The 22,663-nt window shown below is 72.8% G+C and carries 17 protein-coding genes and 2 pseudogenes; 14 read left to right on the forward strand and 5 right to left on the reverse strand.

Going from position 1 to position 22,663, the window contains the following annotated elements; all coding sequences use genetic code 11:
• The 4 genes and pseudogenes from ACGWYJ_RS36390 to ACGWYJ_RS36405 all read left to right on the forward strand — a co-directional run.
• Positions 1-109 (forward strand): annotated as a pseudogene (locus ACGWYJ_RS36390) (electron transfer flavoprotein subunit alpha/FixB family protein); the annotation flags it as partial.
• Between the two features lie 243 nt (positions 110-352).
• Positions 353-1,381 (forward strand): AAA family ATPase, encoded by a 1,029-nt coding sequence (locus ACGWYJ_RS36395; RefSeq protein ID WP_395111118.1) that lies wholly within the window; start codon positions 353-355, stop codon positions 1,379-1,381.
• A gap of 53 nt (positions 1,382-1,434) precedes the next feature.
• Positions 1,435-2,445 (forward strand): DUF58 domain-containing protein, encoded by a 1,011-nt coding sequence (locus ACGWYJ_RS36400; protein WP_395111119.1) that lies wholly within the window; start codon positions 1,435-1,437, stop codon positions 2,443-2,445.
• 1,184 nt (positions 2,446-3,629) lie between these two features.
• Positions 3,630-3,977 (forward strand): annotated as a pseudogene (locus ACGWYJ_RS36405) (transglutaminase family protein); the annotation flags it as partial.
• 459 nt (positions 3,978-4,436) lie between these two features.
• On the opposite strand, the gene ACGWYJ_RS36410 reads toward ACGWYJ_RS36405, so the two are convergent.
• Both ACGWYJ_RS36410 and ACGWYJ_RS36415 read right to left on the reverse strand, forming a co-directional pair.
• The gene (locus tag ACGWYJ_RS36410; RefSeq protein WP_395111120.1) at positions 4,437-5,636 is read right to left on the reverse strand and encodes an MFS transporter; all 1,200 of its coding nucleotides are present in this window, start codon (positions 5,634-5,636) and stop codon (positions 4,437-4,439) included.
• Positions 5,637-5,742: 106 nt separating this feature from the next.
• Positions 5,743-6,264, reverse strand: coding sequence for a TetR/AcrR family transcriptional regulator (locus ACGWYJ_RS36415; RefSeq protein ID WP_395111121.1), 522 nt, complete (start codon positions 6,262-6,264; stop codon positions 5,743-5,745).
• 103 nt (positions 6,265-6,367) lie between these two features.
• Here ACGWYJ_RS36415 and ACGWYJ_RS36420 point away from each other — a divergent pair, with 103 nt between their 5' ends.
• Complete coding sequence (locus ACGWYJ_RS36420; RefSeq protein ID WP_395111133.1) at positions 6,368-7,522, forward strand: cysteine desulfurase family protein; 1,155 nt, start codon at positions 6,368-6,370, stop codon at positions 7,520-7,522.
• A 45-nt stretch (positions 7,523-7,567) separates the two neighbouring features.
• On the opposite strand, the gene ACGWYJ_RS36425 is transcribed toward ACGWYJ_RS36420, so the two are convergent.
• Positions 7,568-8,656, reverse strand: coding sequence for a DUF695 domain-containing protein (locus ACGWYJ_RS36425; protein WP_395111122.1), 1,089 nt, complete (start codon positions 8,654-8,656; stop codon positions 7,568-7,570).
• A 79-nt stretch (positions 8,657-8,735) separates the two neighbouring features.
• Here ACGWYJ_RS36425 and mnmA point away from each other — a divergent pair, with 79 nt between their 5' ends.
• The 5 genes from mnmA to ACGWYJ_RS36450 all read left to right on the forward strand — a co-directional run bounded on the left by mnmA (position 8,736) and on the right by ACGWYJ_RS36450 (position 16,262).
• Entirely contained in the window at positions 8,736-9,818 is a 1,083-nt protein-coding gene (gene mnmA / locus ACGWYJ_RS36430; protein ID WP_395111123.1) for a tRNA 2-thiouridine(34) synthase MnmA, read from the forward strand.
• An 84-nt stretch (positions 9,819-9,902) separates the two neighbouring features.
• Positions 9,903-10,721 carry an LLM class F420-dependent oxidoreductase gene (locus tag ACGWYJ_RS36435; RefSeq protein WP_395111124.1) on the forward strand — a complete coding sequence of 273 codons (819 nt, stop codon included), beginning with the start codon at positions 9,903-9,905 and terminating at the stop codon, positions 10,719-10,721.
• Positions 10,718-11,731, forward strand: a complete 1,014-nt coding sequence (locus tag ACGWYJ_RS36440) for a methionine synthase (RefSeq protein WP_395111125.1) — start codon at positions 10,718-10,720, stop codon at positions 11,729-11,731. The genes ACGWYJ_RS36435 and ACGWYJ_RS36440 overlap by 4 nt, the downstream gene beginning before the upstream one ends.
• 44 nt (positions 11,732-11,775) lie before the next feature.
• The gene (gene ligA / locus ACGWYJ_RS36445; protein ID WP_395111126.1) at positions 11,776-13,944 is read left to right on the forward strand and encodes an NAD-dependent DNA ligase LigA; all 2,169 of its coding nucleotides are present in this window, start codon (positions 11,776-11,778) and stop codon (positions 13,942-13,944) included.
• 218 nt (positions 13,945-14,162) lie between these two features.
• A complete protein-coding gene (locus ACGWYJ_RS36450; protein WP_395111127.1) occupies positions 14,163-16,262 on the forward strand; it encodes a putative bifunctional diguanylate cyclase/phosphodiesterase in 2,100 nt (699 codons plus the stop codon).
• Between the two features lie 868 nt (positions 16,263-17,130).
• Here the strand turns inward: ACGWYJ_RS36450 and ACGWYJ_RS36455 are convergent.
• Positions 17,131-17,379, reverse strand: a complete 249-nt coding sequence (locus tag ACGWYJ_RS36455; protein WP_395111128.1) for a DUF6458 family protein — start codon at positions 17,377-17,379, stop codon at positions 17,131-17,133.
• A gap of 115 nt (positions 17,380-17,494) precedes the next feature.
• Between ACGWYJ_RS36455 and ACGWYJ_RS36460 the strand changes: the two genes are divergently transcribed.
• From ACGWYJ_RS36460 to gatB, 4 genes are all read left to right on the forward strand, one after another.
• The gene (locus tag ACGWYJ_RS36460) at positions 17,495-17,806 is read left to right on the forward strand and encodes a hypothetical protein (protein WP_395111129.1); all 312 of its coding nucleotides are present in this window, start codon (positions 17,495-17,497) and stop codon (positions 17,804-17,806) included.
• 105 nt (positions 17,807-17,911) lie between these two features.
• On the forward strand, positions 17,912-18,211 hold the full coding sequence (gene gatC, locus ACGWYJ_RS36465; protein ID WP_285696065.1) for an Asp-tRNA(Asn)/Glu-tRNA(Gln) amidotransferase subunit GatC: 300 nt from the start codon (positions 17,912-17,914) through the stop codon (positions 18,209-18,211).
• A gap of 2 nt (positions 18,212-18,213) precedes the next feature.
• Positions 18,214-19,710: an Asp-tRNA(Asn)/Glu-tRNA(Gln) amidotransferase subunit GatA gene (gene gatA / locus ACGWYJ_RS36470; protein WP_395111130.1), complete on the forward strand. Its 1,497-nt coding sequence runs from the start codon at positions 18,214-18,216 to the stop codon at positions 19,708-19,710.
• 87 nt (positions 19,711-19,797) lie between these two features.
• On the forward strand, positions 19,798-21,312 hold the full coding sequence (gatB, locus tag ACGWYJ_RS36475; RefSeq protein ID WP_395111131.1) for an Asp-tRNA(Asn)/Glu-tRNA(Gln) amidotransferase subunit GatB: 1,515 nt from the start codon (positions 19,798-19,800) through the stop codon (positions 21,310-21,312).
• Between the two features lie 6 nt (positions 21,313-21,318).
• Here gatB and ACGWYJ_RS36480 read toward each other — a convergent pair whose 3' ends face one another.
• Complete coding sequence (locus ACGWYJ_RS36480; RefSeq protein WP_395111132.1) at positions 21,319-22,443, reverse strand: PQQ-dependent sugar dehydrogenase; 1,125 nt, start codon at positions 22,441-22,443, stop codon at positions 21,319-21,321.
• Positions 22,444-22,663: the final 220 nt, after the last annotated feature.

The raw sequence follows: 22,663 nt of genomic DNA on the forward strand, positions 1-22,663 counted from the left end.
CAACAAGGACCCCGAGGCGCCGATCTTCGAGCTGGTCGACTTCGGCGTGGTCGGCGACCTTTTCCAGGTCGCGCCGCAGCTCACCGAGGAGATCACCAAGCGAAAGTGACGGACTCCGGGTGAAGCCGGGCGAAACGGCCGGGATGGATGACCATCCCGGCCGTTAGTCTTTCCTGCGATCCGGGGGTTTTTAGGTGGTTTTTCGTTCCCGCTGGGAAGACTGCGATCGGTGGTGCCGGTCGGCCGTCGGAATGGCATGTTCCACGCCATATCCGGCACCGCGGTTGGAACAGTGCGGCGCCTCACCGGCGTTGTGAGTGCGAGCGGTGGACCGCCGGACCCCAAGGGAGCCATGGACGCCATTCCCGAGCACAACGGACACTCTCGTACCGCGCCGCACGGGCGGCTGTCGCCGGCGCCGAGGCCGAGGCCGATCACCCCGCGCGAGCGGGTCTCGCTGACGGTGGACGAGGTCGCCGCTCTGGGCGACAGACTGCGCGCCGGGATCCTCGGCGCGGTACGGATGCCCGCCGAGGTCTTAGAGATCGTCCTGGCCACCGTGCTGGCCGGGGGCCATCTGCTGGTGGAGGACTACCCGGGCGTCGGCAAGACCCAGCTCGCCCGCAGCCTGGCGCGCACCCTCGACGGCCGGTTCACCCGCGTGCAGGCCACCGTCGACCTGCTGCCCGCCGACATCGTCGGCGCGAACGTGTGGCGCGCCGACCTCGGCGAGTTCGAGTTCCGTCCCGGCCCGGTGTTCGCCAACGTCGTGCTGGTCGACGAGATCAACCGGGCCACTCCCAAGACCCAGTCGGGGCTGCTGGAGGCGATGGAGGAGCGGCAGGTCACCGTGGACGGCGAGAGCCGCCCGCTGCCGTCCCCCATGGTGGTGATCGCCACGCAGAACCCGGCCGCCGGATACGACGGCACCTATCCGCTGCCGCCCGCGCAGCTCGACCGCTTCCTGTCACTGATCTCCCTGGGCTACCCGTCCGCCGAGCAGGAGATGGAGCTGCTGCGCGCGGGACCCGAGCCGGCCGCCGAGGCGGTGACCGACCCCGAGCGGCTGCTGGCCGCGCAGGAGTGCGTCGCCGCCGTGCACGCCGCCGACCCGCTGCTGCGCTACGTCGTCGACCTGCTGACCGCGACCCGCGAGCATCCGCTCGCCGAGGTCGGCGCCAGCCCCCGCGCCGGGCTGCTCCTGCTGGCGGCGGCGCGGGCGCGCGCCGCGCTCAACGGCCGCTCCTTCGTGCTGCCCGACGACGTCCAGGCCCTCGCGGTGCCCGTCCTCGCGCACCGGCTGCAACGCACCGCCGCCGCTCCGGCCACCGCGGCGCTGGAGATCGTCGAGGACGCCGTCCGGCGGGTCCGCGCCCGATGACGGTCGCGCGGGAGGGGGCCCGCCGATGGTTACCGCGGTGGCGGTCCGCGCGCGTGTCGGGGCACTGGGCGCTGTGGCTGGTGGCGGCGGGGACCCTGACCACGCTCGCGGGCGCGCTGCCCTCGCTGACGCTGTTCACCCTGGCCGCCGGGCTCGTGCTGACCGTCGCGGGCGCCTGCGCCATCACCGTCGCGGCGGCGCTCCGGCTGTCGATCTCGCGTGCGGTCCCGGCGCGGGAGTCGAACGAGGGCGAGCCGGTCCGGCTGCACTTCACCGTCCGGCTGCCGCGCTGGCTGCCCGCTCGGGTGGAGGTGCTGACCGCGCCCGGCGGCTGGGTCCCGCTGGCCGAGGACGGCGGCACCGTCGAGCTGTTCGTCGAACGGCGCGGCGCGCACCTGCTTGAGCCGTCCACGGTCCGGGTGGGCGACCCGTTCGGCGTCGTGCGCTGGCGGCTGTCGGCGGGCGTCCCCGAGCCGGTGCTGATCCTGCCCGAGATCGGGGTGGACGTGCCGATCAACCCGCCGCTCGGCGCCCGCGCCGACGACCTGGAACCGGACGGGCTGCGCCCCTACGTCCCCGGCAGCCCGATCAGCCGGATCCACTGGGCGTCCCTGGCACGCGGCGGCGAACTCCAGGAACGGCGGATGATCACGCCGCCGACCGGGCTGCCGCTGGTGATCGTCGACACCTCTGGCGGCGCCGACCCGCGCGCCGTCGACTGGGTGGCGCGCGCCGCCGCCGGGTGCGTGCTGTCGCTGGCCCGCGGCGGCGGCTGCGAGGTGCTGCTGCCCGGCGTGCCGCGTCCGCTGGCCGCGGTGGACGAGTCCTCCTGGCGCGCCGTGCACCGCCGGCTGGCGCTGCTGGACGCCGACCGGCCCGGGCCCGCGCCCGCCCCGCCCGGCGGCCGGGTGTCCTCGGTCATCCGGGTGCCGGCCGGGCTGGACCTGGGCCCGCCCCTTCCCGCGCTGCCTCCCGGCGTCGTCCCGATGCCGCCGTCCGCCGCCGAGGAGCTGGTCGAGGCCCTGAGCGGGCGGCCGGGCAGAAGGGAGCACGCGGTCGCATGAAAGCGTTGGCGCTGCTCCTGGCGGCGGGGGTGACGCTGGCGGCGTGGATGCCGCTGCTCGGCTCGCGTGTGCTGTGGGCCGCGCCGCTCGTCGCGCTCGTGGCCGCCTGCCTCGCGGTACGGCGCTTTCCCGGCCGGCTCGGCCTCCTCGCCCTGGCGGTGTGGGTGCCGGCGGCCCCGCTCGCGGGCGGCGCCCCGGCGGGCTGGCTGTGGCCCCGCTCATGGGACACCCTGGTGTTCGCGCTGTCGGACGGCGTGCGCGAGCTGGGCCTGCTCGTCCCGGGCGAACGGGCCGGCGACACCGGCACCCGTTCGGTGTGGCTGCTCGGCGCGGGCGCCGTCTACCTGGGCGTCGCCGCGCTCGCCGCTCCCCGCGAGGCGGGACGGCTGCGGTCCGGCACGGCGTTCGCGATGCTGGCCGTCCCCTGGGTGGTGGCCGCCGCGATCCGGCAGACCGACGAGTCCACCTGGCCCGGCGCGGTGCTGCTGGTGGCGGGCATGCTGTGGTTCGCGCCGCGCCGCGCGGTCATTCCCGTGCTGTCCCTGGGCACGTCCGCGGCGGTGGTCGCCTCGTTCGTCGCGCAGTCGTTCGGCCCGCGCACGCAGTGGCTGGACTTCGACGACATGGTCGGGCGCGAGGAGCAGTTCTCCACCCTCAACACCCGCCAGTCCTACGGCCCGATCACCGACCGCCGCACCGGCGCCACCATGCTGGAGATCACCTCGCCGCGTCCCGCGCTGTGGCGGATGCAGGTGCTGGAGCGGTACGGCTTCCGCGGCTGGGAGGCGGGCGGCGGCGTCATCCGTCCCAGGCTGCCCGAGCCCGCCGCCGAGCCGGTCGACATCGAGGTGCGGGTGCGCGGGCTGCGCGACTCCCAGGTGGTGTCCCCTGGGCGTGTCCGCAAGGTGGAGGCGCGGGGCCGGGTCGACTCGATGGCCGGGGAGTCGCTGCGGGTCATCCCGCAGCCCAGGCAGGACGACGTGTACCGGGTGCAGGCGGACATGGTCCGTGTCGACCCGGCGCGGCTGCGGGCCGCGCCGACGCCCACCGATCCGCGGCTGGAGGCGTACACCAACCTGTGGTACCGGTGGGGCGGTGAGCGGCTCGCCGGGCGCCTGGGCCAGTACGGCATGGCGCCCGACACCTCGCCGGGCGTGGACCGGTTCCTCCAGCGCGTCCCGGAGATGCAGCAGGTGATCGACATCGCCCGGCAGCTGTCCGCGGGCGCGACCTCGCAGTACGAGGTGGTGCGGCGCGTCGAGGACTACCTGACCAAGGGCGGGCGCTTCAAGTACTCCACCGACGTGGAGCACACCATCGGGTTCCCGCTGGTGGAGTTCCTGCTGGAGTCGCGCACCGGCTACTGCCAGCACTTCGCCGGCGCCGCCGCGCTGCTGCTGCGGCTGGCGGGCGTCCCGACGCGGGTGGTCGCGGGCTTCGCCACCGGCAAGCCGGTGGACGGGCTCTACAAGGTCCGCGACACCGACGCGCACGCCTGGATCGAGGTGTACTTCCAGGACATCGGGTGGGTGCCGTTCGACCCCACTCCGGCCGCGGACGCCCAGGTGGCGCCCGAGGTGGACCCGCTGTCGCCGCCCCCGGCCAAGGGGCCGGGCGGCATGGCGCTGGCCGGTCCCTCCGTCGCCCTCTCGCTGGTCCTGGCGTCCGCCATCGGCATCGGGTTCCGGCGGCGCTCACGGCGTTCCCGCGGGCACGGCGACGAACTGCTGGAACGCCTCGTCCTGCGAACGGGCGGCACGGTCACGCCCGCCACCACGCTGGGCGAGCTGAGCGTCCAGCTCCGCCGGATCGGCCCGCGCATCGCGCGGATCGCGGCCGACGCCGAACGGTCCCGGTACGCGGAGGACGCGCCGCCGGGGCATACCCGGAGGCGCGTCCTCCGCGCGTTGGTCGCCGATGTCGGGACGCCGCGGGCCTTGACGCTCCTGGCCACGTCCGCCCTTCCCAGGGCCGGCACGGGTTCGGCGGGGCTAGGCCGCGACGGGCTCGGGCTCCTCGGCGGCGGGCTCGGCCACCGGGACGGTGACGTCCCGCGCCGGTCCGAGCGGGACGTACCGGGAGCCCAGCGCGATGAGCAGCGCCAGCACGACGGTCACGCCGACGCCCACGCGCAGTGACGTGGCGTCCGCCAGGAAGCCGATCACGACGGGGCCGAGCAGCAGCCCGCCGTACCCCATGGCGCCCACCTGGGCGATCGCGGCCGAGGAGCGTCCCGGCGCGGCGGTCCCGGCGAGCGAGATCATGGTCGGGACGACGGTGCAGACGACCAGGCCGGTCACGAAGAACCCGGCGATGGCCAGCGGCGCCGCGGGTGCCAGCACCACCGCGGCCATGCTCAGCGCGGTGCCGATCCCGGCGGCGGTGAGCAGGCGGCGGGTGCCGATCCTGGCCCGCACGTGGTCGCCCCCCAGCCGGCCGATCAGCATCGCCAGCTCGAACATCGGGTAGCCGAGCGCGGCCAGCGCGTGGGAGGCGCCCAGCTCCTCGTGCAGCAGCAGGCCGCTCCAGTCCGCGATCGAGCCCTCCAGCATGAACGCGATGAGCGCGAGCAGGCCGACCAGGTACACCGCGGCCGGGAGGCGGGCGGCGCGGCGGCCGTTCCCCGGCGGCGTGGCGGCGGCGGGCTCGGGCAGGAAGGTCGGGCCGAGCGCCACCCCGGCGGGCAGCGTCAGCAGCCCCGCGGACAGCACCGTCGCGGTGAAGCCGAGTCCCGCGGCGGCGGTGCCGACGCCGAGCAGGCCGCCGGCCATCGCGCCGACGCACCACCCCGCGTGCATCCCGTTCAGGACGGGCCGCCGGTACGCCTGCTCGACCACGCTGCCCTGCGCGTTCATCGCGATGTCGGTGATCCCGAAGGCCATGCCGAACAGCACGACGGCCACCAGCAGCGACCAGTAGGCCGGGGCCACCGCGACCAGCGCGAAGGAGAGGGAGGTGAGCGGCAGCGCGGCCGTCAGGGAGGCGCGGCTGCCGGCCCGCGCCATCACCGAGCGCAGCCCCCGCATGGCGACGATCGCGCCGAGGCCCCAGACGAGGACGACGATGCCGATCTCGCTCTCGCCCGCGTCGAACTTGGCGGCCAGCGCCGGCATGCGGGCCACCCACACGCCGGTGAGCAGCCCCGCCAGGGCGAAGGTCAGGAACGTTCCGAGACGGGCGCGGAACAGCAACGGTTCACCTCTTTCTCGCTTTTCGGTGGTGCCGGGCACGCGGGCGCCCGAGGGGCCGCGTGGCCGTGGGGGGACGCGGGGGACGCGGGGGACGCCGCCAGGGCCGTCAGCGCTGGGACAGCGCCAGCAGTCGTCGTTTCAGGGCGTCGAGCTGCTCGGCGTCGTACAGCTCGGGCGCGTGGCTCACCACTTCCCAGAGGCCTTCCGCCGCCAGCCGGACGACCATCGCGGTCACCGGGTCGGGTTCGTCCCCGGGCGGGCTCGCGTGCCAGCGCCTCATCGCCTCGTTCAGCGGCGCCGCGACCTCGGGATCGGTCGCCGCGGCCGTGATGGCGGACCATCGCCGGTAGGCGCGCGCCTCCCCGGTGAGGATCTCGAAGGTCGCCTCCACATAGGCCCGCGCGTACGAGCCGGGCGTGCCGTCGTCGTAACCGGCGACCAGCGCGTCGAATTCCTCGATCACCCGCGCGACCAGGCCCTTGATCAGGGCCTCCTTGGTCGGGAAGTGGTAGAGCAGCCCTCCCTTGCTGACGCCGGCGCGGTCCGCGACCGCGGTGAGCGTCAGCGCCTGCGTGCCCTGCTCCGACAGCAGGGCCTCCGCGGCGTCGAGGAGGGCGTCCTTCTTCACCCGACTACTGTACCGGCCGGACGGTACAGTGAGCAAACCTCGGCGCCCGCGCGACCTCCCGCGCCCGAAGCCCCGGGCGGCGCGATATAACGTTGAGCGCGTGGTGACTTACCTCGATCACGCGGCGACCACCCCGATGCTGCCGGAGGCCATCGAGGCGATGACGGCGGAGCTGGGGGTGCTCGGGAACCCCTCCTCGCTGCACGCCATGGGCCGGCGGGCCCGCAGGGTGGTGGAGGAGTCCCGTGAGATCATCGCCGACGCGTTCGGCGCCAGGCCCAGCGAGGTGGTGTTCACCTCCGGCGGCACGGAGGCGGACAACCTGGCGATCAAGGGCGTGTACTGGGCGCGGCGCGCCGCCGACCCGTCCAGGACCCGGATCCTGGCCGGCGCGGCCGAGCACCACGCCGTCCTGGACACGGTGGCGTGGCTGGCCGAGCACGAGGGCGCAAGGGTCGACTGGATCCCGGTCGACGGGCTGGGCCGGGTCGAGCCGGACGCGCTGCGCGAGCTGATCGGGCCGGACGTGGCGTTGGTCACGGTGATGTGGGCCAACAACGAGGTCGGGACCGTGCAGCCGATCGCCGACCTGGCCGCGATCGCCCGCGAGCACGGCGTCCCGTTCCACACCGACGCCGTGCAGGCGGCGGGCCACCTGCCGGTCGGGCTGCACTCCAGCGGCGCGGACGCGGTCACCCTGAGCGGGCACAAGCTCGGCGGGCCGCTCGGCGTGGGGGCGCTGCTGCTGGGCAAGGGCGTCGACCCCGTCCCGGTCCTGCACGGCGGCGGGCAGGAGCGCGACGTGCGCTCCGGCACGCTGGACACGCCCGCCATCGCGGGGTTCGCCGCCGCCGTCCAGGCCGCCGTCGCGCGCCAGGAGCCGGAGGCGGAGCGGCTGGCGGGGCTGCGCGACCGGCTGATCGAGGCCGTGCTGGCGAACGTGCCGGACGCGATCCTGAACGGCGACCCATCCCACCGGCTGCCGGGCAACGCCCACTTCTCGTTCCCCGGTTGCGAGGGCGACGCGCTGCTGATGCTGCTGGACGCGCGCGGCATCGCCTGCTCCACCGGCTCGGCCTGCTCCGCGGGGGTGTCCCAGCCGAGCCACGTCCTGCTCGCGATGGGCGCCGATCCGGCGCGTGCCCGGGGCTCGCTCCGCTTCAGCCTCGGCCACACCTCCACCGACGACGATGTGAAGGCCCTGGCCCAGGCCATCGGCCCCGTCGTCGAACGGGGCCGCCGCGCGGGCCTGTCCTAGCGCGTCAGCGGCTTTGGTGGTGCCTCAGGGCCGGTCTGGCGGAACTCAGGGCTGGTAGGGCGCGAGCGCGCGCCAGCCCGGGTCGTTGGTGGAGGCGACCTTGGCCTTGCCCTCGCCCCAGCTCGCGGCGAGCTGGTCCAGCTCGGCGATCACCCCGGAGTCCGGGTCGGCGTACAGGTGGAACACCCGCAGCCCGTCGCCGGTCTCCCGTACCGCGAGCACCGCGCGGTCGCCCAGCGCGGCCAGCTTCTTCTCGAACTTGCGCAGCGCGGACGACGAGGGGTCGACCGGCAGCCGGTCGGGGTTGCTGTGCCGGTACGGGACGGAGATCGCCACGTGCAGGTCGCACAGCGGGTAGTCCTGGCGGTGCAGCGGGAACCGCGCGCCCAGCCGCGCCGGGTGCCCGCGCGGGGTGCGTCCCTCGCCGGTCAGCCAGGTCGGCTCCTCGAACGGCTCGGCGATCTGCTCCACCACCGCGCGCAGCATCGCGGGCGGCAGCGCGTCCACCGGGGCCTCCGTCGCGATCGTGACCTCGCCGATCCAGCGCGCCACGTCGTCCTCGCCCATGGACCAGTCCAGCACGTGCCGCGCGACCTGGAGCTGCTGCTCCTCCGACACGAACAGGAAGTCCGGATGGTAGGCCGAGATGTGCACCCGGGCCCGCGCGGTGTCGGCGCGCATGCCGAGCTTGACGTAGTCGAGGTCGAACTCGTGGTCGCCCAGGAGCAGCTTGTGCTCCAGCATCTCCAGGTCGGGCTGCCGCGCCGGATGGAACCGCCACCCGTGCGCCGCGTCGCCGCTCGGCGCCGCCCGGACCCAGCGCTCGGTCAGCCCGCGCAGCTCGGGGTCGCCGCCACCGGTGAGCGTCAGGACGGGGCTGTCGCCGTCCCCGCCACCGATCTCCCACTGCAACGCCGGGTGGATCCTGTGGACCCGGTGCGTCAGCTCCTCCACGATCGGGGCGGGCAGCCCGTCGGCGTGGTGCTCGCCCTCCGCGGCGGGACCGGCGCCCGCCTCCGGGGCGTTGATCGACGCTTCGATGTCGGGGCGCCTTCGCTCCCACCACTCCCAGAAGTCGCTGATCGACGCGGGCGTGGCGGCGGACGCCTCTCGGGGACGGCGGAAGATTCCCATAGCGGGCTCATCGTACGCGGAGACCGGCCGGAAACCGCGCAGCGACCGGTCACTTCCAACGCCTACAGTTGAGAACGTTATGTCTTTGCGCGTTCTGGCCGCCATGTCGGGCGGCGTCGACTCCGCCGTGGCCGCCGCCCGCGCCGCCGACGCCGGTCACGAGGTGACCGGCGTGCACATGGCGCTGTCCAGCAACCCCCAGTCGTACCGGACGGGCGCCCGCGGCTGCTGCACCCTGGAGGACTCCAGGGACGCCCGCCGCGCCGCCGACGTGATCGGGATCCCCTTCTACGTGTGGGACCTGGCCGAACGGTTCGACCGCGACGTGGTGCAGGACTTCGTGGCCGAGTACGCGGCGGGCCGCACCCCCAATCCGTGCCTGCGCTGCAACGAGAAGATCAAGTTCGCGGCGCTGCTGGACCGGGCGCTGGCGCTGGGCTTCGACGCGGTGTGCACCGGCCACTACGCGCGGCTCGACCCGTCCACCGGGGTCCTGCGCCGCGGCGTGGACGAGGCCAAGGACCAGTCCTACGTGCTGGCCGTGTGCACCCCCGAGCAGCTCTCGCACGCGCTGTTCCCGCTCGGCGACACCACCAAGGCCGGCATCCGGGCCGAGGCGGAGCGGCGCGGGCTCCAGGTGGCCGACAAGCCCGACAGCCACGACATCTGCTTCATCGCCGACGGCGACACCCGCGCGTTCCTGGCCGACCGCCTCGGCACCGCGCCCGGCCCGATCGTCGACCTGGACGGCAACCAGGTGGGGGAGCACGAGGGCGCCTACGCCTACACGGTGGGCCAGCGCAAGGGCCTGCGCATCGGCCGTCCCGCGCCCGATGGCCGCCCCCGGTACGTCCTGGACATCTCCCCGGTGACCAACACCGTGACCGTCGGGCCGCGCGAGGCGCTGGACGTCCACGAGATCGTGGGGGAGCGTCCCGTGTGGCTCTCGCCCGAGCCCGAGGGGCCGTTCGGCTGCCGCGTGCAGTTGCGCGCGCACGGCGAGGTGTACGACTGCACGGTGGAGCCTGGGCGCGAGCGGATTCGCATCCGGCTCTCCGCGCCCGCCCGTGGCGTCGCACCCGGGCAGGCCGCCGTCCTGTACGAGGGCGACCGCGTCCTGGGGTCCGCCACCATCGCCGAGGCGGCCCGCGTTTCCGCGTAGCGCTTCCCGCGTACGCCGCCTTAACGTGAGAGATCGTTTTGGGAGCACTGGTAGCGGTTCGGTGTTCGGTGTGAGGAGAAATCTGTGAAGTTCGGCGTCTCGACGTTCGTCACCGACGACGGCATCGGCCCAGCGCAGCTCGGCCGGGCCCTGGAGGAACGCGGTTTCGGATCCCTCTACGTGGCCGAGCACACCCATATCCCGGTCAAGCGGGAGTCGCCCTGGCCGGGCGGCGGCGAGCTGCCCCGCCACTACTACCGCACGCTCGACCCGTTCGTGCTCCTCACCGCCGCGGCGGCGGTGACCGAACGCCTGGAGGTGGGCACCGGGATCGCGCTGATCATCCAGCGGGACCCGATCGTGCTGGCCAAGGAGGTCGCCTCGCTCGACCTGATCTCCGGCGGGCGTGCGGTGCTGGGCGTCGGCGCGGGCTGGAACCGCGAGGAGATGCGCAACCACGGCACCGACCCCAAGACCCGGATGCGGCTGCTCGTCGAACGGGTCGAGGCGGTCAAGGCCCTCTGGACGCAGGAGGAGGCCGAGTACCACGGCGAGTTCGTCGACTTCGACCCCGTGTACTCCTACCCCAAGCCGGTGCAGAGCCCGCACCCGCCGGTGATGATCGGGGGGAGCGGGCCGACCACGTTCGACCGGGTGGCGCGGGTCGGCGACGGCTGGATGCCGATCTACGGCCGGGGGACCGGCGACCTGCCCGCGCAGATCGCCGAGCTGCGCGAGCGGGCGGGACGGCGCGTCGCGGTGACGGTGTTCGGCGTACCTGGTAAGCCCGAGACCGTGGAATGGCTACGAGAGGCGGGCGCCGACCAGATCCTCTTCAACCTCGAGACGCTGCCCGAGGCCGACACCCTGCGCTCGCTCGACCGGCTGGCCGGCCTGCTGTGAGCGAGCCCGATCTTCCCTGGCGGCACGCTACCGCCACGGGCGTCGGCTCGTACCCGGGCGTGGACCCGGAGGAGACGCTGCGGATCGTCCTGGGCGAGCTGCCCGAGCTTCCGCACCTGCCCGAGCTGCCGGACCGCGGTCCGGGCGCCGACATGATCGGGCGCGCCGCGGCGCTGCTGGTGGACCTGGCGGTACGGGTGGAGCCGTCCGGGTGGCGGTTCTCCGACCGTCCGGGACGCGACACCCGGCGCGCGCTCGACCATCTGGCGCGCGACCTGGACGTCCTGGAGGAGCTGGCGGGCGGGCACGACGGCCCCTTCAAGATCCAGGTCACCGGGCCGTGGACACTGGCGTCCGGGATCGAGCTGCGGCACGGCGACCGCGCCCTCAAGGACCCCGGCGCGGTCCGCGACCTGGTCGCGTCGCTGGCCGAGGGCGTGGCCGGGCATGTGGCGGACGTGCGGCGGCGCTTGCCGAGAGCGCGGATCCTGCTGCAACTCGACGAACCGGCGCTTCCCGCGGTGCTGGCGGGCGGCGTCCCGACCGCCAGCGGCTTCTCCCGGCTGCCGGCCGTGGAGGAGCCCGTCGCCGAGGACGGGCTGCGCCAGGTGATCGGCGCCGTCGGGGACGCGGCGTTCCCGATCGTGCACTGCTGCGCGCGGCGCGTCCCGTACGGGCTGCTGCGGGCGGCCGGCGCCGCCGCCATTTCGGTCGACCTGAAAATGGTGCCGGAGCGAGATGACGACGCGCTGGGCGAGGCCATCGACGCGGGCGTGGGACTCCTCCTGGGCGTGGTGCCGGCGACGGACACGGCGCTGCCGTCCCTGGAGGCCACCGCGGCCCCCGTACGGGAGCTGTGGCGGCGGCTCGGGTTCCCCGCGCCGCAGTTGGCGAGGCAGGTCGTCATCACACCCGCGTGCGGCCTGGCCGGCGCCACGCCCCGGTACGTGCGGGCGGCGCTCGCCCGCTGCCGCGACACCGCCCTGATGCTGTACGAGGCCGCCGAGTAGTGTTCTGACGTGGGAATGTCGGTGGCGCACGCCACAATGGGGTCATGACCGCGAGCAACGGTGTACCGGCCGAGGCGGCTCGGCGCCATGCCGAGCTGAGCCAGGAGATCGACGAGGCCAACTACCGCTACTACGTGCTCGACAGCCCGACGCTGAGCGACGCCGAATACGACAGGCTGATGCGCGAGCTCAGGGCGCTGGAGGACGAGTATCCGGAACTGGTCACGCCGGACTCGCCGACGCAGCGGGTCGGGGCGCCGCTGATCACCGAGTTCGCCACCGTCCCGCACCTGGAGCGCATGCAGAGCCTCGACAACGCGATGAACGTCGAGGACCTGCTGGCCTGGGACGAGCGGGTGGTCAAGGAGGTCGGCAAGGTCGCCGCCTACCTCTGCGAGCCCAAGATCGACGGGCTGGCGATCGCGCTGGTGTACGAGAACGGCCGGCTGGTGCGCGGTGTGACCAGGGGCGACGGCCGCGCCGGCGAGGACGTGACGCTCAACGTCCGCACCATCGACTCCGTCCCGACCCGGCTCACGGGCGAGGGCTGGCCCGAGGTGCTGGAGGTGCGCGGCGAGGTCTTCCTGACCGTCGAGGGATTCCATCAGGTCAACGAGGCCCAGGCGGAGGCGGGCAAGCCGCCGTTCGCCAACCCGCGCAACGCCGCGGCCGGGTCGCTGCGCCAGAAGGACCCGCGGGTCACCGCGCGGCGCCCCCTCGACATGCTGGTCCACGGGTTCGGCGCCTGGCGCGGCGGCAAGCGGCCCGACAGCCAGTCCGGGTCGTACGAGCTGATGCGCGGGTGGGGGCTGCCCGTCAGCGACCGCTACCGGGTCGTCCAGACGATGGACGAGGTCCGCGCGTACATCGAGTACTACGGCGAGCACCGGCACGACACCGCCTACGAGATCGACGGCGTGGTGGTGAAGGTCGACCAGTTCCCGTTGCAGCGGCGGCTCGGATCCACCTCGCGCGCGCCGCGCTGGGCGATCGCCTGGAAGTACCCGCCCGAGGAGGTCAACACCAAGCTGCTCGACATCAAGGTCGGCGTCGGGCGCACCGGGCGGATCACCCCCTACGGCGTGATGCAGCCGGTCGAGGTGGCCGGGTCCGTGGTGGCCTACGCGACCCTGCACAACGAGCGCGAGGTCAAGCGCAAGGGCGTGCTCATCGGCGACACCGTGGTGCTGCGCAAGGCCGGCGACGTGATCCCCGAGATCGTGGCGCCGGTGCCGGGGCTGCGCGACGGGTCCGAACGCGAGTTCTCCATGCCCACGCACTGCCCCGAGTGCGGCACCAAGCTGGAGCGCGAGAAGGAGAGCGACGTCGACATCCGCTGCCCCAACGCGCGGCGGTGCCCGGCGCAGCTGCGCGAGCGGCTGTTCTTCGTCGCGGGCCGCAGCGCCTTCGACATCGACGCCCTGGGCTATGTCGGCGCGACCGCGCTCACCCAGCCGCTGGAGCCCAGCGAGCCGCCGGTGGAGAACGAGGGCGACCTGTTCGACCTCACCGTCGAGCAACTGCTGCCGATCAAGACGGTGGTGCGCGACCAGCGCACCGGCCTGCCGAGGATCGACGAGAAGACCGGCGAGCCCAAGGTCGTGACGTTCTTCGCCAACAAGGAGGGCAGGCCCAAGAAGATCGTCCACAAGCTGCTCCAGGAGCTGGAGGAGGCCAAGAAGCAGCCGCTGTGGCGGGTGCTCGTGGCGCTGTCCATCCGGCACGTCGGCCCGTCCGTCGCGCAGGACCTCGCCCGCGAGATGCGCTCGATGGACGCCATCCGCAACGCCTCGGAGGAGGAACTGGCCGCGGTCGAAGGGGTGGGGCCGACCATCGCCACGTCCATCAAGGACTGGTTCGCGGTCGACTGGCACCGGGAGATCGTGGACAAATGGGCCGCCGCCGGTGTGCGGATGGAGGACGAGACGACCGCGGGCCCGCGTCCCCTGGAGGGCGTCAGCGTGGTCATCACCGGCTCGCTGGAGGAGTTCAGCCGCGACTCGGCCACCGAGGCCGTGCAGGAGCGCGGCGGCAGGGTCAGCGGATCGGTGTCCAAGAAGACCGATTTCGTGGTGGTGGGGGAGAGCCCCGGGTCCAAGTACGACAAGGCCGTCAAGCTCGGCGTCCCCGTGCTGGACGAGGCCGGGTTCCGGGTCCTGCTGAACGAAGGGCCGGAAGCGGCCAAAAATGTAACCCAGAGCGGGGACGCATGACCGGCCCGTGGCGATCGCGCCGATAACCAGGCGGGCGTTACCCAAAGACATGGCCCGGCTACACTGAGCCGGTGCGCTGGTGCACAATGGGCATAACGGAACGTACCCAATCGGTTTCGCGAGGTGGGTAAAGGTCGTACCCTCCCTGACATCACGACCCACCTGCGGGCGACCGCGCCCCGCCGGGGGACGCCCCCCGCAATCCCCCCGAGGAAGTGATGAAGGACCCGAACAACACGCGGAACACGGTGCCGCGCCGGGGGTCACCGCTCTGGACCTACTTCGTGGTGACCACCCTGGCGGGCATCGCCGCGTGCGTCGCCGCGCTCGCCACGCTGACCGGCGCGGACGTCGACGCCCTCGTGGGCAACCCCCTGTTCTGGATCCTGGGCTGCTTCATCATCTTCGGTGAGCTGCGCCCGATCATCACGCCCGGCTCCACCGAGAACAACGGCGCCACCACCTCCACCACGTTCTCGTTCGCGGCCCTTCTCTACGCGGGCCTGCCCATCGCCGCGCTCCTCCAAGCCGTCGCCGCCACCACCTGCGGCGTCCTGCGCGGCCGCAGCCCCCACCGCATCGCCTTCAACGCCGCCCAGTACACCCTCAGCCTCGGCGCCGCCCACCTGGTGCTCGTCCTCTTCGGGGTGCAGGCCGGCCCCACCTCCCTGTGGGTGCCCCAAGGATCCGACCTGCCCGCGATCGCGCTGGCCGGCGCGGTCTACTTCGCCGGCAACGTCACCCTCGTCGGCACCGCCGTCGCGCTGCACGAACGCGTCCCGCTGCTCAAGGCGCTCCGCTGGGACCTCGGCTACCAGGTGCTCGTGCACCTCGCACTGCTCGGCCTCGCCCCCCTCATGGTCGTGGCCATGCACCGCTCCGCCGCGTTCGTCCCGCTGATCGTGCTGCCGTTCATCGCGGTCTACCTCAACGCCTCCGTCTCGGTACGGCGCGAACACCAGGCTTTGCACGACGGCCTCACCGGGCTGCCCAACCGCAAACTGCTGATCGTCCGTACCGAGCAGGCCCTGGCCGACGTGCGCGCCGCCGGAGGACCCGGCCCCTCCCTGCTGACGGGCCGCCGCAGGCAGGGCACCGAACAGGACCGCCGCGCCGGGCTCTTCCTGCTCGACCTCGACCGCTTCAAAGAGGTCAACGACACCCTCGGGCACGCCACGGGCGACCGGCTCCTCCAGCTCGTCGCGCACCGCCTCACCCACAGCGTCCGCCCCGGCGACCTCGTCGCCAGGCTCGGCGGCGACGAGTTCGCCGTGCTGCTCCCCACCGTCCGCGACGCCGCCGCCGCCCGCGAGGTCGCCGCCCGGCTCCGCGCCGCCCTCAGCGAACCCGTGCGGATGGACGGCATGTCCTTCGACCTGGAGGCCAGCGTCGGCATCGCGCTGTTCCCCGACCACGCCCCCGACTTCGAACTGCTCCTCCAGCGCGCCGACGTCGCCATGTACAACGCCAAAGGCAGCCGCAGCGGAGTCGAGGTCTACTCACCCGCCAACGACCGCAACTCCCCGGCCCGCCTCACCATGCTCGGCGACCTCCGCCGCGCCGTCGACCGGGGCGAACTCGAGCTGTACTACCAGCCCAAGGTGTCCCTGCACGACGGCCAGCTCGTCGGAATGGAAGCCCTCGTCCGCTGGCGCCACCCCGACCAGGGCGTGCTGGAACCCGACCACTTCCTCCCGGTCGCCGAACAGACCTACCTCATGCGCTCGATCACCCGCCACGTCGTCGAGGCGGCCCTCGCCCAGGCCGCCGACTGGTGGCGGGAAGACCTCACCGTCCAGGTCGCCGTGAACGCCTCCGGACGCGACCTGCTCGACACCGGCCTCACCGAGACCATCGAGAACGGCCTGCTACGCCGCGGCCTCCCCGCCGCCGCCCTCCAACTGGAGATCACCGAGCGCATCCTCATGAACGAGGCCGCCTACGCCTCCGACACCGTCACCGCGCTCGCCGCCCTTGGCATCCCCCTCAGCCTCGACGACTTCGGCACCGGCTACTCCTCCCTCGTACGCCTCAAACGAATGCCCGTCGAAGAAATCAAGATCGACGCCTCGTTCGTCACCCGCATCACCACCTCCGCCGACGACGCAGTGATCGTCCGCTCCATCGTCGACCTCGTCCGCACCCTCGGCCTGCGCTCCGTCGCCGAAGGCGTCGAAGACCCCCAGACCGCCGTCGCCCTCCGCGAAATGGGCTGCGACGCCGCCCAAGGCTGGCACTTCGGCCGCCCCATGGACGCCGCCACCGCCACCGACTGGCTCCGCCGCCGAATGCAACGCGCCCCAGAACCCGCTGCGTAGTGTTTATTGGCAAGCACGAGCTGCGCTCCTCGCCTGGCGGCTCGTCGCTTGTCGTGCTTGCGGCGATCGCTGCATCGCTCCGACTCGCCCAGGGGCTCGCTTCGCGATCAGGTCCTCGCAAGCTCGGACCTGCCTTCGGTCGCGATCGCAGCGCTTGGGCGACCGTTCGGGGCTGGGGTGACGGGCTGAGGTAGTTGGGGCTGTGTTTATTGGCACCCGCGAGCTGCGCTCCTCGCCTGGCGGCTCGTCGCGCTGTGCTTTTTTGGCGGTGCCTGCGGCGTCGGGCGCTGGGGCGCCCTCCTTCTCCGGCACCGCGTGCGATCGCTGCATCGCTTCGACTCGCCCTAGGGGGCTCGCTTCGCGATCAGGGTCTCGCTGGCGCTCGCCCCTGCCTTCGGTCGCGATCGCGGCGCTTGGGCGACCGTTCGGGGCTGGGGTGGGGGGGCTGAGGTAGTGGGCGGCTGTGTTCCTTGCAGGCGCGAGCTGCGCTTTTCGCCTGGTGGCTTGTTGCGCTCGGCCCTGCCTTTGGGCGTGATCGCAACGCTTGGGCGGACGCTCGGGTTGGGGTTGTTGCGGGCTGGGGGGTGGTCGGTTAACGGATTGGGCGTGACGCCGGGCGTGCCGGAGGGTTCGTGATCACGAAGCTGGGGCGTGAGGACCACATCGGGGGAGAGGGTTTCCGGGGCCTTCGGCCTTGGGGTGGCCGCGAGCTGTGGTCGTGGAGCGGCTTGTTGGTGCGAGGGGCTGCCCAGCGGCCCAATTGTGGGGTGGGTCGGCTTTGGTGTGATTGTGGTGGTTAGGGTTGTGGGCTGTCGCGATCGGAGTTTTTTGGCTTTGCTTTTTAGGATTTTTGGGTTGGGGGTTGTCCTTAGTAGGGGCGGCGGCGGTCTGGGGGGACGTCCTGGTAGGTGTCGTCGTAGTAGCGTCCGTCGCCTCCCGGGGGTGGGCGGCGGCGGGCGCTGGCCATGCGGATGATGCCGATGATCAGCCCGGCCAGTCCGCCGACCATCAGGATGATCCCGACCACGCGGATGTCCAGGCCGCTGACGTCGATCTCGACGGCGTAGGTCAGGATCGCGCCGATGATGATCAGCGCGAGCCCGGCTCCGATGGTCACGGTGCTCTCCTCTCGTCCGTGGAGCTACCTGATGGGCGTTCCCCGCATATCCGTACGAAACCGAGATAGCGGTGCGAGTCCGCGTCCGTGTGGCAAGGGGCGCTAAAGTACCCGCGTGAACGAACTGCGCGCTGTGATACTCGTATTCGCGCTGATCGGTCTGGGCATCTTCTTCTTCGCCGGGGTCTCCGAGGTAGACAGCCAGGACCAGGACAGCACCAAGAGCCTGCTGATGGCGGGATTCTGCATGATCTCCTGCGCGATGATCGCCGCGGGCGCGCTCGCGGGGCTGGGCAGGCCGTCGGCGTCGCGGGCCACCAGGGTGTCCTTCGGGGGGCGCGGCGAGGTGATGCCGCCTCCGCCGTACGGGCAGCCCTACGCGCCCGTGCCTCCGCAGCCGGGGCAGGCTCCTCCTCCTCCCCAATAGTCGGCCGTAACGGACCTCCCACCGGCGGGTAAATGGTGTCGGGCGGGCGGGGCGCGGCCCCTAGGATGGGCGGCGAACCCCATCGATCGCAGGAACGGTTGTCACATGTCCGCCATCACCCGTGACGAGGTGGCTCACCTCGCCCGGCTGTCCCGGCTGGCGCTGGCCGACGATGAGCTCGACCATCTCGCCGCCCAGCTCGACCAGATCATCTCCGCGGTCGCGCGGGTCCAGGAGGTCGCGGCGGAGGACATCCCGCCGACCTCGCACCCGCTGCCGCTGACCAACGTCTACCGGCCGGACGAGAACGTGCCCTGCCTGACGCCCGAGCAGGCGCTGGCCGAGGCACCCGCGGCCGAGGAGCAGCGTTTCCGCGTCCCGCGGATCCTGGACGAGGAGGCGTGACGGTGAGCGACGATCTGGTCAGGCGGACCGCGGCCGAGCTGGGCGAGCTGATCGCGTCCGGTCAGACGTCGGCGGCGGAGGTGGCCCGCGCCCACCTGGACCGCGTGCAGGCGGTGGACGGCCGGGTACACGCGTTCCTCCACGTGGACGAGGACACGGTGCTGGCCCAGGCCCGCCGGGTCGACGAACGGCTCGCCGCGGGCGAGGAGCTGGGCCCGCTGGCGGGGGTGCCGATCGCGCACAAGGACGTGTTCACCACCACCGACATGCCCACCACCGCCGGGTCCAAGATCCTGGAGGGCTGGCGCCCGCCGTACGACGCCACCGTGACCGCGCGGCTGCGCGAGGCGGGGCTGGTCATCCTCGGCAAGACCAACATGGACGAGTTCGCGATGGGCTCGTCCACCGAGAACAGCGCCTACGGCGACACCCACAACCCCTGGGACCTGACCCGGATCCCCGGCGGCTCGTCCGGCGGCTCGTCGGCGGCGGTCGCCGCGTACGAGGCGCCGCTGGCCACCGGCACCGACACCGGCGGCTCGATCCGGCAGCCCGCGGCGGTCACCGGGATCGTGGGCACCAAGCCCACCTACGGCGGGTCGTCCCGGTACGGGGTGATCGCGTTCGCCTCGTCCCTGGACACGCCGGGCCCCTTCGCCCGCAACGTCCTGGACGCGGCGCTCCTCCACCAGGCGTTCTCCGGTCACGACCGGATGGACTCCACCTCGATCGACCAGCCCGTGCCGCCCGTCGTCGAGGCCGCGCGCCGCGCCGACGTGACCGGCATGACCGTCGGCGTGGTCAGGGAACTGGCCGGCGACGGCTCCCAGCCGGGCGTGCGCGCCCGCTTCCAGGAGGCCGTCGACCTCCTGGAGTCGCTGGGCGCCAAGGTCGTCGAGGTGTCCTGCCCGAACTTCACCTACGCGCTGCCCGCCTACTACCTGATCGCCCCCTCGGAATGCTCGTCCAACCTGGCGCGTTTCGACGCGATGAGGTACGGGCTGCGGGTCGGGGACGACGGGACGCGCAGCGCCGAGGAGGTCATGGCGCTCACCCGCGCCAAGGGCTTCGGCGCGGAGGTCAAGCGGCGGATCATGCTGGGCACCTACGCGCTGTCCTCGGGCTACTACGACGCCTACTACGGCAAGGCGCAGCAGGTCCGCACGCTGATCCAGCGCGACTTCGACGCCGCGTTCGGCCAGGTGGACGTGCTGCTGTCGCCCACTACCCCGACCACGGCCTTCCCGCTCGGCGAGCGCGCGGACGACCCGATGGCGATGTACCTGGCCGACCTCTACACCATCCCGTCCAACCTGGCGGGGAACGCCGCCATCTCGGTCCCCTGCGGCCTCGCCGACGAGGACGGCCTCCCGGTGGGCCTCCAGATCATGGCGCCGGTCCTGGCCGACCACCGCGTCTACCAGGCCGCCGCCGCGGTGGAGCGCGCCTTGCAGGACACCTGGAACGGCCCGCTCCTGGCCAAGGCCCCGGAGCTCTGAGGGCGGCGGGCGCCGCCGAGCCGACTACGTTGAATCCCTCGGACGGGTTCCCGCGTACGCGGGCACGGTCCGAGGGGCGCTGAAGGGATGGGGAGAGAAGTGACCACTCCGACGCTGCTGCCGTATGAGCAGGCGCTGGCCAAGTATGAGCCGGTCCTGGGTATCGAGACGCATATCGAGCTTGGCACGCGGTCGAAGATGTTCTGCGGCTGCCCGACCACGTTCGGGGCCGAGCCCAACACCCAGGTCTGCCCGGTCTGCCTCGGGCTGCCCGGGAGCCTTCCCGTGACCAACCAGGCCGCGATCGAGGGCATCATCAAGATCGGCCTGGCGCTCGGCTGCGAGATCGTCGAATGGTGCAGGTTCGCCCGGAAGAACTACTTCTACCCGGACATGCCGAAGAACTTTCAGATCTCCCAGTACGACGAGCCCCTGTGCGTGAACGGCCACCTGGACGTCGAGGTGGAGGGCGAGACGTACCGGATCGGGATCGAGCGCGTCCACATGGAGGAGGACACCGGCAAGTCGCTGCACCGGGGCGGCACCACCGGGCGCATCCACGGCGCGGACCACTCGCTGGTCGACTACAACCGGGCCGGGATCCCGCTGGTGGAGATCGTGACCAAGCCGATCACCGCGACCGGCGACAAGGCGCCCCTCGTGGCCCGCGCCTACGCGACCGAGCTGCGGGAACTCGTCCGTTCCCTGGGGGTCTCGGACGTCCGCATGGAGCAGGGCTCGATGCGCTGCGACGTCAACGTCTCCCTCATGCCGCGCGGCGCCTCCGAGTGGGGCACCCGCACCGAGACCAAGAACGTCAACTCGCTGCGTTCCGTGGAACGCGCCGTCCGTTCCGAGATCGAGCGGCAGGCGGGCGTCCTGGACGCGGGCGGCCGCGTGATCCAGGAGACCCGGCACTTCAACGAGGAGACCGGCACCACCAGCAGCGGCCGGAGCAAGGAGGAGGCGCAGGACTACCGCTACTTCCCCGAGCCCGACCTGGTGCCGATGGCACCGTCCCGGGACTGGGTGGAGGAGCTGCGCGCGTCCCTGCCGGAGCTGCCCGCCGCCCGCCGGGCCCGCGTCCAGAGGGAGTGGAACCTCTCCGACCTGGAGCTGCGGGACGTGGTCAACGCCGGCGCCCTCGACCTGATCGAGGAGACGGTCAAGGCGGGCACCGACCCCGCGGCGGCCCGCAAGTGGTGGATGAACGAGCTGTCCCGCCGCGCCACCGAGCAGGGCCTGGAACTCGCGGACCTGCCCATCACGCCCGCCCAGGTGGCCCGCGTCCAGGAGATGGTCACGGCCGGCGAGCTGAACGACAAGCTGGCCCGCCAGGTCTTCACCGGCGTCCTCGCGGGCGAGGGCACCCCGGACGAGGTGGTCGCCGCCCGCGGCCTCAAGATCGTCCGCGACGAGGGCGAGCTGGCCGCCATCGTCGACCAGGTGATCGCGGACAACCCGGAGGTGGCCGACAAGGTCCGCGGCGGCAAGGTCAACGCGGTCGGCGCCCTGATCGGCCCCATCATGAAGGCCACCAAGGGCCAGGCCGACGCGGGCCGCGCCCGCCGGCTCATCCTGGAGAAGCTGGGCGTCTCCTGACGGACGTCACCGGAGGGGGATGACGAGGATCCTGTCGTCCCCCTCCCGGGGATCCCCGCGGCCGTCGTGGTTGCTGGTCGTCACCCACAGCGACCGCCCGTCGGGCGCCGCGACGACGGCGCGCAGCCGCCCGTACCGCCCGTCGAAGTGCGCGACGGGACGGCCCACGCCCCCCTTCCCGTCCAACGGCACCTGCCAGAGCCGCTCGCCCCGCAGCGCCGCCGCCCACAGCGACCCGCCCGCGATCGCCAGACCCGACGGCGACGCCTCGGCCGTGCTCCACGTCAGCAGCGGATCGGTGAAGGAACGCCGGTTCCCCACGCCCTCCACCTCGGGCCACCCGTAGTTACGCCCCCGCTCGATCCGGTTGATCTCGTCGAAGGTGTTCTGGCCGAACTCGGTGGCGAACAGCCGCCGCTCCCGATCCCAGGCGAGCCCCTGCACGTTGCGGTGCCCGTACGACCACACCCGCGTCCCGAAGGGGTTGCCGGGCGCCGGGCGCCCGTCCCCGGTCACCCGCAGGATCTTCCCGCCGAGCGACTCCCGGTTCTGCGAGAGCTCGACCTGCCCCGCCTCCCCGGTGGAGATGTACAGGTACCCATCGGGCCCGAACGCGAGCCGGCCCCCATTGTGGTTCCCGGCCTTGGGAATCCCCGTCACGATCGGACGGAACTGCCCCAGCCCCCCGTCGTACCGTGCCCGCACCACCCGGTTGTCCTCGGCCGCCGTGTAGTACAGGTAGATCGTCCGATCCTGCTCGTACCGCGGCGAGACCGCCACACCCAGCAACCCGGCCTCGCTCCTGGGCTGAACCCCGGGAACCCTCCCGACCCGGCTGACCCGCCCCTGCGGCGTCACGCGTACCAGATCCCCGCTGTCACGTTCAGTGACCAGCGCGTCCCCGCCAGGCAGGAAGGCCACCGCCCACGGCACTTCGAGCCCGGTGGCCAACGTCCGAGGCTCCCCGAGCCGCGCCGTCCCGGTCGCACCGGAACTGGGAACCGGCGCGGGCGTCCGAGCACCCCCCGTCCCCGACGGCCCCGCCTGCCCGGACCCGCCGTCCGAACACCCCGCCAGCAGAACGGCGGCGGCCCCCGCCGCCACAACCACACGCTTCGCCAGAAAAGTCATCGGCCGCCTCTCGGTCACGTCACTCTTACTACGGATCCGAAGGCCGTCCCGTTCCGAAACACCGAAACCCGCCACCCCCAGCCCTAGGTCATCACCAACGCCGAGCGGGACGGCAAGGGGGGCGAAGCCCCCAATGGGGGCAAGGGGCAGAGCCCCAAGGGGGTGCAGGGGGCGGAGCCCCCTGCCGGGGTCGTAGGGGCGCCCGCCCTGACCCCGGCGG

Origin of the sequence: Actinomadura sp. SCN-SB (assembly GCF_043906805.1) — a bacterium.
Lineage (GTDB): Bacteria > Actinomycetota > Actinomycetes > Streptosporangiales > Streptosporangiaceae > Spirillospora.

Coding starts and splice junctions, on each gene's coding strand:
- ACGWYJ_RS36395 (WP_395111118.1), top strand. CDS start 353: ATGGACGCCATTCCCGAGCACAACGGACACTCTCGTACCGCGCCGCAC.
- ACGWYJ_RS36425 (WP_395111122.1), bottom strand. CDS start 8,656: ATGGGAATCTTCCGCCGTCCCCGAGAGGCGTCCGCCGCCACGCCCGCG.
- mnmA (WP_395111123.1), top strand. CDS start 8,736: ATGTCTTTGCGCGTTCTGGCCGCCATGTCGGGCGGCGTCGACTCCGCC.
- ligA (WP_395111126.1), top strand. CDS start 11,776: ATGACCGCGAGCAACGGTGTACCGGCCGAGGCGGCTCGGCGCCATGCC.
- ACGWYJ_RS36450 (WP_395111127.1), top strand. CDS start 14,163: ATGAAGGACCCGAACAACACGCGGAACACGGTGCCGCGCCGGGGGTCA.
- gatC (WP_285696065.1), top strand. CDS start 17,912: ATGTCCGCCATCACCCGTGACGAGGTGGCTCACCTCGCCCGGCTGTCC.
- gatB (WP_395111131.1), top strand. CDS start 19,798: ATGGGGAGAGAAGTGACCACTCCGACGCTGCTGCCGTATGAGCAGGCG.
- ACGWYJ_RS36480 (WP_395111132.1), bottom strand. CDS start 22,443: ATGACTTTTCTGGCGAAGCGTGTGGTTGTGGCGGCGGGGGCCGCCGCC.